Annotated in this window: 11 protein-coding genes and 1 other RNA gene; 7 read left to right on the top strand and 5 right to left on the bottom strand. The window is 69.3% G+C overall.

What is annotated here, in order from left to right; all coding sequences use genetic code 11:
* Window positions 1-57 precede the first annotated feature (57 nt).
* The 3 genes from FHX50_RS03735 (at window position 58) to FHX50_RS03745 (ending at window position 3,474) form a co-directional block, all read left to right on the top strand.
* Complete coding sequence (locus tag FHX50_RS03735; RefSeq protein WP_183374573.1) at window positions 58-1,500, top strand: amidase; 1,443 nt, start codon at window positions 58-60, stop codon at window positions 1,498-1,500.
* Window positions 1,497-2,783: a sensor histidine kinase gene (locus FHX50_RS03740; RefSeq protein ID WP_183374575.1), complete on the top strand. Its 1,287-nt coding sequence runs from the start codon at window positions 1,497-1,499 to the stop codon at window positions 2,781-2,783. Before FHX50_RS03735 ends, FHX50_RS03740 begins: the two co-directional genes overlap by 4 nt.
* A gap of 67 nt (window positions 2,784-2,850) precedes the next feature.
* Window positions 2,851-3,474: a LuxR C-terminal-related transcriptional regulator gene (locus FHX50_RS03745; RefSeq protein WP_183374577.1), complete on the top strand. Its 624-nt coding sequence runs from the start codon at window positions 2,851-2,853 to the stop codon at window positions 3,472-3,474.
* A gap of 78 nt (window positions 3,475-3,552) precedes the next feature.
* On the opposite strand, the gene FHX50_RS03750 is transcribed toward FHX50_RS03745, so the two are convergent.
* From FHX50_RS03750 to FHX50_RS03760, 3 genes are read right to left on the bottom strand one after another with little or no spacing between them, the layout of a single operon-like run.
* A complete protein-coding gene (locus FHX50_RS03750; RefSeq protein WP_183374579.1) occupies window positions 3,553-4,449 on the bottom strand; it encodes a hypothetical protein in 897 nt (298 codons plus the stop codon).
* A 12-nt stretch (window positions 4,450-4,461) separates the two neighbouring features.
* Window positions 4,462-7,470 carry a bifunctional [glutamine synthetase] adenylyltransferase/[glutamine synthetase]-adenylyl-L-tyrosine phosphorylase gene (locus FHX50_RS03755; protein WP_183374581.1) on the bottom strand — a complete coding sequence of 1,003 codons (3,009 nt, stop codon included), beginning with the start codon at window positions 7,468-7,470 and terminating at the stop codon, window positions 4,462-4,464.
* A 6-nt stretch (window positions 7,471-7,476) separates the two neighbouring features.
* Window positions 7,477-8,814 carry a glutamine synthetase family protein gene (locus FHX50_RS03760; RefSeq protein WP_183374583.1) on the bottom strand — a complete coding sequence of 446 codons (1,338 nt, stop codon included), beginning with the start codon at window positions 8,812-8,814 and terminating at the stop codon, window positions 7,477-7,479.
* Window positions 8,815-8,944: 130 nt separating this feature from the next.
* Between FHX50_RS03760 and panB the strand changes: the two genes are divergently transcribed.
* The gene (panB, locus tag FHX50_RS03765) at window positions 8,945-9,862 is read left to right on the top strand and encodes a 3-methyl-2-oxobutanoate hydroxymethyltransferase (RefSeq protein WP_183374585.1); all 918 of its coding nucleotides are present in this window, start codon (window positions 8,945-8,947) and stop codon (window positions 9,860-9,862) included.
* A 16-nt stretch (window positions 9,863-9,878) separates the two neighbouring features.
* Here the strand turns inward: panB and FHX50_RS03770 are convergent, their stop codons facing one another.
* Window positions 9,879-10,055, bottom strand: coding sequence for an SPOR domain-containing protein (locus FHX50_RS03770; RefSeq protein ID WP_183374587.1), 177 nt, complete (start codon window positions 10,053-10,055; stop codon window positions 9,879-9,881).
* Between the two features lie 52 nt (window positions 10,056-10,107).
* On the opposite strand from FHX50_RS03770, the gene map reads away from it, so the two are divergent.
* Window positions 10,108-10,998 (top strand): type I methionyl aminopeptidase, encoded by an 891-nt coding sequence (gene map, locus FHX50_RS03775; protein WP_183374589.1) that lies wholly within the window; start codon window positions 10,108-10,110, stop codon window positions 10,996-10,998.
* Window positions 10,999-11,032: 34 nt separating this feature from the next.
* Window positions 11,033-11,860, top strand: a complete 828-nt coding sequence (gene ppgK / locus FHX50_RS03780; protein WP_183374591.1) for a polyphosphate--glucose phosphotransferase — start codon at window positions 11,033-11,035, stop codon at window positions 11,858-11,860.
* Between the two features lie 19 nt (window positions 11,861-11,879).
* Here the strand turns inward: ppgK and rnpB are convergent.
* Window positions 11,880-12,217, bottom strand: an RNA gene (gene rnpB, locus FHX50_RS03785) — RNase P RNA component class A.
* 33 nt (window positions 12,218-12,250) lie between these two features.
* Between rnpB and FHX50_RS03790 the strand changes: the two genes are divergently transcribed.
* Window positions 12,251-13,006 (top strand): YaaA family protein, encoded by a 756-nt coding sequence (locus tag FHX50_RS03790; protein ID WP_183374593.1) that lies wholly within the window; start codon window positions 12,251-12,253, stop codon window positions 13,004-13,006.
* Window positions 13,007-13,019 lie beyond the last annotated feature (13 nt).

Below are 13,019 nucleotides of genomic sequence, written 5' to 3' on the forward strand. Positions count from 1 at the left end.
TCGCCGCACTGATCAGCTGATCAGCGGCCGACGGATGCTGCGCGGTAGCGTTGTGCCATGTCCCACCTGCATGAGCTCAGCGCTGCCGCGCTCCTTTCTGCCCTGAAGAACCGGGAGGTCAGCGCCGTCGACGCAGCTCGCCACTTCCTTCAGCGCTGCGAGGGCGACCAGACGAACGCGATCGTCTCGCTCGAACCCGAAAGGGCCCTGGAGCGAGCTGCCCAGGTGGATGCCGGCAATTTCACCGGGCCACTCGCCGGGCTCCCCACCGCGGACAAGGACCTGCATCAGCGCCGAGGGTGGGTCGCCACGTTCGGCACCCGCCGCTTCCGCGGCCTGCGCGCGGAACGGACCGACGCGCTCACCACGCAGCTCGACTCCACCGGTGCCCTCTCGCTTGGCGCCACCGCCAGCCCTGAGTTCGGCTTCACGAACTACACCCGCTCGCTTCTGCACGGCACCACGACCGTTCCCGGCCGGCCGGACCTCAACGCGGGCGGCTCCTCCGGAGGCGCGGCCGCCGCGGTCGCCTCCCGCATCCTGCCCGTCGCGCCCGGCTCAGACGCCGGTGGGTCCGTGCGCATTCCCGCCGCGGCCTGCGGCATCATCGGCCTGAAGCCGTCGCGCGGCCGCATCGCCGCGATGGATGGGCAGGACGCCCTGGGCGGTCTCCCGACAGCGGGCGTCCTCGCCCGATCCGCTGAGGACGCGGGGATCCTCCTGGATGCCCTCATCACCCGCGGGGCCGACGGCGCACCCACCTCCGGTGCCGCCACCGCTCCCCCACCGCCGCAGCGTCGATCCTTCGCCGACATCCGCGACCTCGCGCCGGGCCTGCGGGTCGGGGTGATCGCGGGCCCCACCCTGTGGGACGAGGTGGTCGACTGCCCCACCAGTGCCGAAGCGGCGCAGGCGCAGGACGCCGCCATCGCGGCGCTCACCGGTCTCGGTGCTGAGGTGGAGGAGGTGCGTCTGCCGTCGTTGCCGGGGTACGCGCAGGCGTTCATGACGCTGTGGATGGCGAACGCGGCGCAGCTGCGCTCCCTGCCCTCCCCCATGGAGGAGCCGCCGCCGTTCGAAGCGCTGACCCGCTGGCTGATCGAGCAGGGCCGCAGCCTCGACCCCGGTGACGTCGCGGCATCCGTCGGCCGCTTCGCTGAGGTGGAGCGCGCCCTGATCCGCACGTTCGCGCCCTATGATCTCGTCCTCTCCCCCACCACCGCGCTGCCGCCCCGCCCGAACGACTGGCCCGGTGACCTCGAGACCGGGGACGGGCTCGCGAACTTCCACGCCCAGTGCCAGTACAGTCCCCACACCTCCATGATCAACGTGGCGGGGCTGCCTGCTGTGTCCGTGCCGACCGTGCGGGTCGGCGACGGCGTCTCGATGAGCGTCCAGCTGATCGGGCGGCCCGGCCGGGAGGACCTGTGCCTGGATGCGGCGCAGGCACTGTCCGCGGCAACGGGGAACATCGCGCTGAGCGCCGGGGACGGCTCATGAGCGCAGCGATGACGGTGCCACGATCAGAATCGCGGCTCGCGGCAGGGGTGCGCTGGTTCGTGCATCTGCTGCTGTACGCACTGTCGGGAATCGTGGGACTGCTGCTGCTCGCACGATCCGAACCCGGGGCAGGCCCCGCGGTCGCCGTGCTCGTCCTGCTGGTGAGCGTCTACTCCCTCGGTGCGCGGTTCTCAGTGGAGCGCCCTCAGGATCCGGCGCCCAGCGCCTCCCCGCAGTCCCTGACCGGCGTGCACCCGCGCCGCTCTCTTCTCGCCCTGCTGCTGACGCTCGCACTGTGGTTGGTGCTGTGCGTGCTCACCCCCCAGGGCGTCTGGATCGCATTCGCCCTCTTCTTCGCCGTCCTCATGCTCCCCTCCCGCATCTTGGGCATCACACTGCTGTTCCTGGTTGCGCTGGTCGCGGGGTTCGCGCCCGCGCTCCACACGACGGAAACGGCTGTTCTGGGCCCCGGCCAGGTGCTCGGCCCGTTCATCGGCGCCCTCGTGGCCCTCGGCATCATGAGCACACTGCGGACCCTGCAGAAGGAGATAGCGATCCGTGAACTCATCACCCGTGAACTGCGCACCACCCGCGCGCAGCTCGCCCGCACCGAACGCGACGCCGGCATCGCCCAGGAACGCGAACGCATCGCCCGCGACCTCCACGACACAGTCGCCCAGTCCACCATCTCCATCAGCATGCTCCTGGAGTCCGCGCAGCGCGCCGCCGCCGACTCCGACACCGCGCGCCTGGGCGAACTGCTCGAATCAGCGCTGGACATGACACGGCAGACCACCCGGCAGACCCGCCAGTTCGTCGACGCCGGTGCTCCCTCCGCTGCGCCGGTCGACGAGGACCCGGCCGCCGTGCTCTGCCAGGAGCTGCAGCAGCTGGTGGACCAGCATCAGCTGACGACCAGCGCCCGGATCGTTTTGCGCTGCGACCTCTCCGCCAGCGACAGCGCCCCGGGAATCAGCGCCGAGCCGGACGCCCGCCCGGCCATACGGCAGAGCGCCGCGCAGACCCTTGTCCGCGTTGCCTCCTCCCTGCTGGCGAACGCTGTCCAGCACGCCCGGGCCGACACGATCGTGGTGACAGTCGGGCAGCATGAGGGCGAGCTCATGCTGGACGTCGTGGATGACGGCGCCGGCATCCCCACCGGCCGGGATGAGGGCTTCGGTCTGCGCACCGTCCGCGCCCGCGTGAAGTCCGCCGGCGGCACCGCCACCGTGGAGACGGCGCCCGCGCACGGAACCGCCGTATCCGTGACCGTCCCCGCGTGACCGCCCCACGATCCGCCCCAGGGCGGCGTGGAACACTGAGAGCCGCACTGAACCGAGGAGGCCCCCGATGACTCGCATCATGCTCGCCGACGACCACGCCATCGTGCGCCAGGGGCTGCGCACCGTGCTGGAGGCCGACGGGGGCGACCTCGACGTGATCGGTGCCGAAGCCGCCACCGCGGAGGACGCGCTTCGACTCGCGTCCCTGCACCGGCCGGACGTTGTGCTGCTGGACCTCCAGTTCGTGTCCGGCGCCGCCCGCGGCACCGACGTCATCGCTGACATCGTGGCCCTGGACAGCGCCCCCGTGGTGATCGTGCTGACCACCTACGACAACGACCAGGACGTCCTCGCGTCCATCGACGCCGGCGCCACCAGCTACCTGCTGAAGGACACGCCGGGGCCTGAGATCGCCGCGGCGATCCGCCGCGCCGTCAGTGGGGAGTCGGTGCTGGACCGCAGGATCCGTCGGCGCCTCGACAGTGAGGCCGCGCTGTCGCAGCGGGAGCGGGAAGTGCTCGACCTCGTGGCCCGCGGCGCCACCAACGCCGCGATCTCCCGCGAACTGTTCCTCTCGCAGGCGACGGTCAAAACGCACCTCGTGCACATCTTCGACAAGCTGCAGGTGCGTTCGCGCACCGAAGCGGTGGCCCGGGCGCGTGAGCTCGGTGTGCTGCGCTCCGACGCGTGACAGCCGGCGCCCGCGAGGGCTCCTCGTCGGTCGTGCCGGACGGGCCCGCAGCGCGGGGCATGCGAGCCTCTCGAGACGTCAGAGCTTCGCGTTCAGCAGACTGAAGAGCAGCTCCTTCGGGTTCTGTGCGGCGTCAAGGGCGCAGTCGTCCGGCAGGAAGTCCCAGGAGCGGCGCAGCGACTGGAACACTTCCCATTCCGCGTCACCGGTGCGCAGCGGCACCACCTGGTAGCCGCCCGCCTCCGGCAGGTGGATCACGAACGCACCGGTGAGCTCCGGCATGTCCCGAATGGTGCCGTCGTTGTCCAGCAGGTTCTCCGCGCGCACCACCGCCACCCCCTGGAGGGCGTAGTCGCCGCGCACCCGTTTGGATGTCTTGATGTCCGCTGAGAGCACCGAACCACCGATCTTCACGATCGCGTCGGTCGTGCCGGCGTAGCCGACGGTGCGGTTCAGCACGGTCTGTTCGATCTCCACGAACTCCGGTTGGAACTCCTCGAGGAAGCGGTCGAACCCGTCGAGGCGGACATCGGCGCGGTCCAGCAGCGCGCCCAGATTGCGCTCCAGAACCAGCACCCCGTTCCCGCGCAGCTGCGTGGCGAGGTCCGACATGTCGGTGCGGCTCGGCCGCTCACCGGAGCGCTCCCACATCTCGCAGAGCGCATGCACATAGGTGCCGAAGTCGGCGGCGGTCTGCGTGTACTCCTCCGCGGCCGCCGCGATCTTCTTCTGCGTGCCCCATCTGTCGCGGGAGACGCGGCGGATCTCCTCCATGGCGCGGCCCGGGTTGCGGTCGAGGTAGGCGAACATGTCGAGGGCGCGCTGGCCGGCCATACGCGCGTACCAGGACTGCAGACTGTCCTTGGAGCGCATCCCGGCAACGGTCGTGATCGAGGGGTAGACGAGCTTCCCGCCGGGCTCCACTCGGTACATGCGGCCACGGGGCGTGCTGCCGCTCAGCTCAGGTGTAGTCATTGCCCATCAATGCTACTCGCCGAACAGCTCCCTCTCGGTGACCGACCTGGCGCGGCGGGTGAGTTTCAGGTAACGATCCATCATCTCGCGCGCGGACTCCTCCGACCCGGTGATGAGGCCCGCCAGTGCCGCGAGCTCGTGCGCGTCGCCCGGCAGCACGTCGGTTTCGCGGCCCTTCCAGAGGAACAGGGCGCGCCGCAGCTGCCACGCCATCCGCCAGGCCTGGCTGAGGGTGTCGGCGTCGGTGCGCGGCAGGGTCCCGTCGGCCGCCAGCACCTCCAGGGCGGTCAGGGTGGAGGTGGTGCGCAGCTGCTCGTTCTCGTGCGCGTACTCGGTCTGCAGCTTCTGCACCACCCACTCCACGTCGGTCATCGCACCCGGCCCCAGCTTCAGGTGATGGGTGGCGCGGGCGGCCCGCGGGAGGCGTTCGGATTCGATGCGCGCCTTCATCCGCGCCAGCTCCCGCGCGGCCGACGGGGTCAGCCCCTCCGACGGGTACCGCACCTCGTCCAGGACCTGCACCACCTGCGCCTTCGTCTCCTCCGGTCCCACGAGCGGTGCGGCCCGCAGCAGCGCCTGCTTCTCCCACCGCTCCGCGTGCTGACGGTAGTAGTCGCTGAAGGACGCGAGTGTGCGCACCAGGGCGCCGGAGCGGCCTTCGGGGCGGAGGTCGGCGTTGACCTTCATGTCGATGCCGCTGGAGGGGGCGTTGAGGATCTTCTGCAGATGCGTCACCACGGTGGTGCCGGCGGCCACGAGGTCCGAGTCGGTCAGGTCGTCCGGGCCTTCCACCACGAACTGGACGTCGGCGTCGGAGGAGTAGCCCATCTCGCCGGCACCGAACGACCCCATCGCGATGACGGTGAGGATGACCCGGGGCGCATCCGTCGCGCCCTCCTGCTTCGCCTGCAGGCGGGCGATGTGCAGCGCCGCCTGCAGGACCGCAGCCGCGAGATCGGTGAGCGCTTCCGCGACCCGGGACGGGTCGATGACGCGGGTGACATGGGCGAGGGCGATGCGGGTGATCTCGCGGGAGCGGACGTGCCGCAGAACGTCGATCAGCTCGGCGGCATCATCGGTGCGCTTCATCGTGGCGTCCAGTTCCGCCACGATCGACTCCCCGGAGCGGGGTTCGAGGTCGGCGTCACGACCGAGCCACCTCGCCGCCCCCGGCACCGACTCCAACTGGTTGCCCACGTACTTCGAACTGGCCAGCACACGGGTGAGGCGCTTCGCGGCGACACCGGAATCGCGCAGCATGCCCAGGAACCAGTGGGTGGAGCCGAGCTCATCGGACAGCCGGCGGAATGCCAGCAGCCCCAGGTCCGGGTCGATGCCGTCAGCCAGCCATTCCAGCAGGGACGGCAGCAGCTGTCGCTGGATCGCGGCCCTGCGGGACAGCCCCTTGGTGAGCGCCTCGATGTGCTGACCGGCGCGCTTGGCGTCGCGGTAGCCGATCGCGGCGAGCCGCGCCTGCGCCGACGCCGGCGTGAGCGCGACCTGGCCATCGGACAGGCTGGCGGCGGTCAGCAGCAGCGGTCGGTAGTAGATCTCCTCGTGCAGCTGCTTCACCCGGCGGCGGATCGCATCGAGGTTCTTCTCGAACACCTGCGGGTTCATGTCCATGGCGCGGGAGAGGCGCCGCACGTCCGCCGGTGAGGTCGGCACCACCTGGGAGCGGCGCAGGCGGTGCAGCTGGATGCGGTGCTCCAGTGCCCGCATCAGACGGTACGCTCGGTCCAGCTCGGCCGCCTGGTCGCGCGCCACGTACCCACCGTCGGTCAGCTGCGCGAGAGCCGACAGGGTGTCGGGGGCGTGGATGGAGTCATCGGTGCGGCCGTGCACCATCTGCAGCAGCTGCACGGTGAACTCCACGTCCCGCAGACCGCCGGGGCCGAGCTTGAGGTTGCGGTTCACTTCGGACTTCGGGATCAGCTCCACTACGCGGCGCCGCATTGCGCGCGTGTCCTCCACGAAGCCGTCACGGGTGGAGGCCTGCCACACCATGGGCTCCACCAGTTCCACGAACCGCTGCCCAAGCGCCGCATCCCCAGCGGCGGGGCGCGCCTTCAGCAGCGCCTGGAACTCCCACGAGGACGCCCACCGCGTGTAGTAGGCGGCGAACGAATCGATGGTGCGGACCAGCTCACCGTCCTTGCCCTCGGGCCGCAGGTTCGCATCCACCTGCCACAGGGCGCCCTCCTTTGTGCGGTCCGCGCACACGCGCGCGAGCTCTCGGGCGAGGGCCCCGCCGATGGCGGTGACGTCATCGGCGCTGACCTCATCGTCCGCCGCGTCGGCGGCGTAGATGACGTCCACATCGGAGATGTAGTTGAGCTCCTGGGCCCCGGTCTTGCCCATGGCGATGACGGCCAGGCGCACCTTGTCGTGGTCGGTGACCTGGGCGCGCGCCTGGGCGAGTGCGGCGTCGAGGGAGGCGCCGGCCAGGGCACTGAGTCGCCGGGACACGTCGGGCTGGGCGTCAGCGGCGTCGGGGGCGGTGATGTCCGCCAGGGCGATGCGGCAGAGGATGTCGTGGTACTCGATGCGGATGCGGTCGCGTCCGTCCTGCCCGGTGCAGGAGGAGACCGGCATGTCAGCATCCGGGTCCGCGCCGATCGCCTTCAGAAGGCGGGCGCGGTAGGAGTCCATCGGCAGAACGTCCTCCTCCACCAGGGCGAGCCGTTCGGGGTGGCGGGTGAGGAAGTCGCCGAGCGCTGCGGACACCCCGAGCAGCTGCACGAGGCGCTCCCCTGCCTCCGACCCCACCACTCGCTCGAACAGTGCGCGCTGCTCGCCGCGGTTCGCCGCTTCGCCGACCCGCAGCAGCGCGATCGTCGCCTCATCGGGGTCCGCGGTCGTGCCGATGGTGCGCACCAGGGACGGCGGCACCGCCGCCAGGTCCTCATCGGCGAGGAAACGAGCGGACCGCTCCGTGTGGACGAAGCCGAGACGGGCGAGCTCGGCGTGGTTGAACGGGCCGTTCTCCTGAATCGCTTGGATCGCTGAGGTGGGGAGCATCGCGGATCAGACGGCGTTGAAGGTCGAGGCGAGCTCAGAGTCCGTCACCTGGTTGCGGTACTTCGCCCACTCGTCGTGCTTGTTGCGGATGATGAACTCGAACACCTCCTCACCGAGGATCTCCGCCATCAGTTCGGAGTCCTCGAACGAGTCCAGCGCCCGGTACAGGTCCGAGGGCAGCGGCTCGATGCCCATGGCTCGGCGCTCCCGATCGGTCAGGTCCCACACGGTGTCCTCCGCGCCCTCCGGCAGGTCGTACTCGCCCTCGATGCCTGCGATGCCGGCGCCGAGCAGAACAGCGAACGCGAGGTACGGGTTCGCTGCGGAGTCGAGGCCCCGGAACTCCACGCGGGAGCTCGTGCCCTTGGTGGGCTTGTGGTACGGCACTCGCACCAGCGCAGACCGGTTGTTGTGGCCCCAGCAGATGAAGCTCGGCGCTTCCTGCTTGCCCCACAGACGCTTGTAGGAGTTCACGAATTGGTTGGTGATCACCGAATATTCGGGGGCGTGGCGCAGCAGGCCGGCGATGAAGTGCCGCGCCGTCTTCGACAGCCCGTACTCGGCTCCCGGTTCATGGAACACGTTCTTCCCGTTCTGGAACAGGGACAGGTGCGTGTGCATGCCGCTGCCGGGCTGGTCCACGATCGGCTTCGGCATGAACGTGGCGACCTGGCCCATGGAGTGCGCGACCTTCTTGGTCATGGCGCGCATGGTCAGGATGTTGTCGGCGGTGGCGAGGGCGTCGGCGTAGCGCAGGTCCACTTCGTTCTGGCCGGGCCCGCCTTCGTGGTGGGAGTACTCCACGTGGATGTTCATCGACTCCAGTTGGCTGATGAGCTCCCGCCGGTAGTTGTTCGCGGTGGGGCGCTGCACGTAGTCGAAGTAGCCGCCGTCATCGATGGGCTGCAGGGGCTCCCCGCGCCGCCAGGGCTTCTCGAACAGGTAGAACTCGATCTCCGGGTGGGTGAAGAACTCCAGCCCCATCCTCTCGGCCCGTTCGAGGGCGCGCTTGAGGACGCCGCGGGGGTCGGAGGCGGCGGGCTCGCCGTCGGGAGTGAGGACATCGCTCATCATCACGCCGGTTGTGCCGGTGGAGTCGTACTCGGGGAGGATGCGGAACGTGCTCGGGTCGGGGGCGAGCAGCATGTCGGACTCGTAGGTGCGGGTGAGGCCCTCGATGGTGGAGCCGTCGATGCCCAGGCCCTCATCGAACGCGGTCTCCAGGTCCGTGGGCGAGATGACCACCGATTTCAGGGTTCCCACCACATCGGTGAACCACAGACGGATGTAGTCGACGTTCGCTTCTTCAACCTGACGCAGCACGGAGTCCTGTTGGCGTTCCATGCGGACATTGTGCCCCACGCAGCTCGGCCGGAACTGCAGATCACGGGCTGCGCTGCGGGGTGGGGCCCGTCGGCCGACGGGTGCCGGATAGGGTGGGGGCGATCCGTTCCCATCAGCCCCTGGAGGGTCCATGACCGCGCCCGAGTCCCCCAGCCCCCGCTCGTCCGTCGACGCGGCTCCCCCGAGCCCCACCGGAGGCGCCGGCAGCACCGGCGGTGCGACCGGCGCAGGCGCCCCGGAGCAGCGTCGCTCGCCGCGGCGGGTGCGCACGCTGACGCTGCAGGACTTCAAGGAGCAGGGCCGGAAGTTCAGCATGCTCACGAGCTACGACGCGCTCACCGCCGCGATCTTCGACGACGCCGGCGTGGACGTCCTGTTGGTGGGCGATTCCGCCGGCAACGTGGTGCTCGGCTACGAAGCCACCGCCAGTATCAGCCACGAGGCGATGCAGCTGTTCACCGGCGCAGTCGCCCGCTCCGTCACGCGCCCCCTCGTGATCGCCGACCTCGCGTTCGGCACCTACGAGGTGTCCGAGCAGCAGGCCGTCGCCTCCGGCATCGACCTTGTGCGCGCCGGTGCGCACGCCGTGAAGCTGGAGGGCGGCGTGCGCTCGGCTTCCCGGATCCGTGCGCTCGTGGATGCGGGGATCGCGGTGTGCGGACACATCGGGTTCACCCCGCAGTCGGTGAACCAGCTCGGCGGCAACCGGGTGCAGGGCCGCGGCGATGAGGCCGCTGAGCGGCTGCTCGCGGACGCCCGTGCTGTGCAGAAGGCCGGTGCGTTCGCGGTGGTGCTGGAGATGGTGCCCGCCGCACTGGCCGAACGGGTGAGTGCCGAGCTGACGATCCCGACGATCGGGATCGGCGCCGGCGCCGGCTGCGACGGGCAGGTGCTGGTGTGGCAGGACATGGCGGGCCTGTCCGGGTTCTCCGGCAGGTTCGTCAAGCAGTACGCGCAGCTGCGCGAGACGCTCGGTGCCGCTGCCGGTCAGTACGCAGACGAAGTCCGCGCCGGGACCTTCCCCGACGCGGACCATGCGTTCGACTGAGTGAGACGGGAGGGGCTCAGCCCTCTTCCCATTCGCGGTCCTCGGCGTCCCACGCCTGGTTGCGCGCTTCCGCCTTCGCGAGGGCGTTCTTGGCCTCATCTGCGGTGGCGTAGGGGCCCATCAGCTCGTCCCCGGGGGACTTGCGGCCCTCTTCGACCTGCTTCGTGGTGAGGTTGTAGAAGAACTCGGTCATGGTCAGCCTTCCGTTGAGTCGGCCCCAGTGATTCTCTGAGACACTGGTCAGTATGACTGACGAACGATGGCTCCGCCCTGACAATCGGGCCCCGCTGACCCCCGGCACGATCTCCCCGCTACTGGAGGTTCCCGCCTCCATCACCCGCCCGGAGTACGCATTCAAGGACGAAGCGAAGTCCGATGACTGCGGCCCGTACGTCCAGACCCCGGAGATCATCGAGAAGGTCCGCGCCGCCTCCCGCATCGCCGCGATCGCCCTGCGGGAAGCCGGGCGAGTCGCCGAGCCCGGTGTCACCACCGATCACGTGGACCGCGTGGTGCATGAGGTGCTGCTGGACCACGGCGCGTACCCGTCGACGCTCGGCTACCTGTCCTTCCCGAAGTCCTGCTGCACGAGCCTGAACGAAGTCATCTGCCACGGCATCCCCGACTCCACCGTGATGGAGGAGGGCGACATCCTCAACGTGGACGTCACCGCGTTCATCGACGGTGTACACGGCGACACCAACGCCACCTTCGCCATCGGTGAGGTCGCCGAGGAGGCGCAGCTGCTGATCGAGCGCGCCGAAGAGGCGATGTGGCGGGGCATCCGCGCGGCGAAGGTGGGCCGCGAGGTCAACGTGGTGGGCCGCGTCATCGAGAAGTACGTGAGCCGCTTCGGCTACGAATCCGTGCATGACTTCACCGGCCACGGCGTGGCGGAGGGCTTCCACAACGGCCTGATCATTCCCCACTACGATTCCGCTCCGTTCTTCGACGACGTCATCGAGGAGAATATGATCTTCACCGTGGAGCCGATGGTGACCCTCGGCTCCCAGGACTGGGACAAGTGGGAGGACGATTGGACCATCACCACGAAGGACAAGTCGTACACCGCCCAGTTCGAACACACCTTCCTGATCACGGCGGACGGCTACGAAGTCCTCACCGTCACCGAGTGACACCGATCCACCTGCGAACACTGGAGAGCACAGCATGACCAAGCCGGCCTTCGGCATCGACATCGGCGGCAGCGGCATCAAGGGAGCACCCGTTGACCTCGATGCGGGCACCCTCGCCGCCAACCGCGTCCGCATCCCCACCCCGAAGCCGTCCACCCCGGACGCCGTCGCGGACGTGGTGGCGGAGCTGATCGGGAAGTTCGACGTCTCCGACGACATGCCCGTCGGCGTCACCTTCCCGGCCGTGATCCACGAGGGCGTCGCACAGACGGCCTCGAACGTGGACAAATCCTGGATCGGCACCGACGTGGACGCACTGCTGACAGAGCGCACCGGGCATGACGTGTTCGTGGTGAACGACGCGGACGCCGCCGGCATCGCCGAAATGGAGTTCGGTGCCGGCCGCGGCGCCTCGGGCGTGACCATCATGACGACGCTCGGCACCGGCATCGGCTCCGCCATGTTCATCGACGGCATCCTCGTTCCGAACTCCGAGCTCGGCCACCTCACCCTGCACGGGGAGAAGGCGGAGGCGTACGCTGCGTCCTCGATCTTCGAGAAGGAGAAGCTGAGCTGGAAGGAATGGGCTTCCCGCCTGCAGGAGTACTATTCGATGGTGGAGTTCCTGTTCACCCCGGACCTGTTCATCGTGGGCGGCGGCATCTCCAAGGAGGCGGACAAGTTCCTGCCGCTGCTGGATCTGAAGACCCCGATCGTCAGCGCTGACCTGCGCAATCAGGCGGGCATCATCGGCGCAGCCGTGCTCGCGAAGCGGGAGAAGAAGAGCCTTGTGAAGCAGGAGAAGAAGGCGAAGAAGTCCGAGAAGAAGTCCGGAAAGCCGAGCAAGAAGAAGTCCGCGTGACACCACGCTGACCAAGAGAGGGACCAGTCAGCCTGTAAGCCGGGTTCTGTGATCGACAGTCATCTGTCTAGGACCGCCGTTGCCGACGGCCTCCAGCGGTCTACCCGGAAGCCGACCCTGGCGGCCGATGCGCTTCCTGTCTGACCTTGCTCCGAGTGGGGTTTGCCGTGCCGCATCCGTCACCGGCTGCGCGGTGGTCTCTTACACCACCCTTTCACCCTGGCCAGCTTGCGCTGGTGGTCTGCTCTCTGTGGCACTGTCCCGCGGATCGCTCCGGGTGGGCGTTACCCACCACCCTGCCAGGAGGAGCCCGGACTTTCCTCGAGCCCGAAGGCGCGCGACTGTCCGGCTGACTGGTCCGCCGCCCACCCTACTAGACAAGGAAGAACCGTGATCATCCTCCTGCCCCCGTCGGAGACCAAGACCGCACCCGCGCCGCGCGAGGCCGCGGTGGAGCTCGACACCCTGACCCGCCCGCAGCTCGGGCAGGCACGCGCCACCATGATGCGCGCCGCAGTCGCGACCGCGAAGGCGGCCGACGGGGCCGGCATGCTCGGGGTCCCGGCGTCGGCGCCGGAGCTGCAGGAGCGGATGACCCGGATCGATGCCGAGCCCGCCGGGCCCGCCCTCGAGGTGTACTCCGGGGTCCTGTTCGACGCCCTCGGTGATGCCCGCCCCACGCATGAGGACGTGCAGGTGCTCATCGCATCCGCTCTGTTCGGTGTCGTGGATGCGGCAGCGGATCGCATCCCCGCCTATCGGCTCAGCGCCGGGTCCTCCGTCAAGCGCCTCGGCAAGGTGGGCACCTGGTGGAAGCCGAAGCTCGCCCCCATCGCAAAGGAGCTCGCTGGGCATCTCGTGGTGGATGGTCGCAGCGGCGCGTACCGGTCGATGATGCCGGTGAAGGACGCACTGGACGTGTCGCCGGTGCAGGAGCGGGACGGGAAGCGCACCGTGGTCTCCCACGATGCGAAGCACTACCGGGGCCTCGTAGCGCGGGAGCTCATGCGGGCGGACTCCCCCGCAACTTCGGCCGACGAGGTCGTGGATCAGCTGCGCTCAGCGTTCGGTGACCGTCTCGGCGTGGAGCTGGACCGCTCGAAGCTCGTGATCGTAGACCGGTTCGAGCGCGTGGGCGGCGCCTAGCCCGAACGCGCCC

The organism is Helcobacillus massiliensis (assembly GCF_014191425.1).
GTDB classification, from domain to species: domain Bacteria; phylum Actinomycetota; class Actinomycetes; order Actinomycetales; family Dermabacteraceae; genus Helcobacillus; species Helcobacillus massiliensis.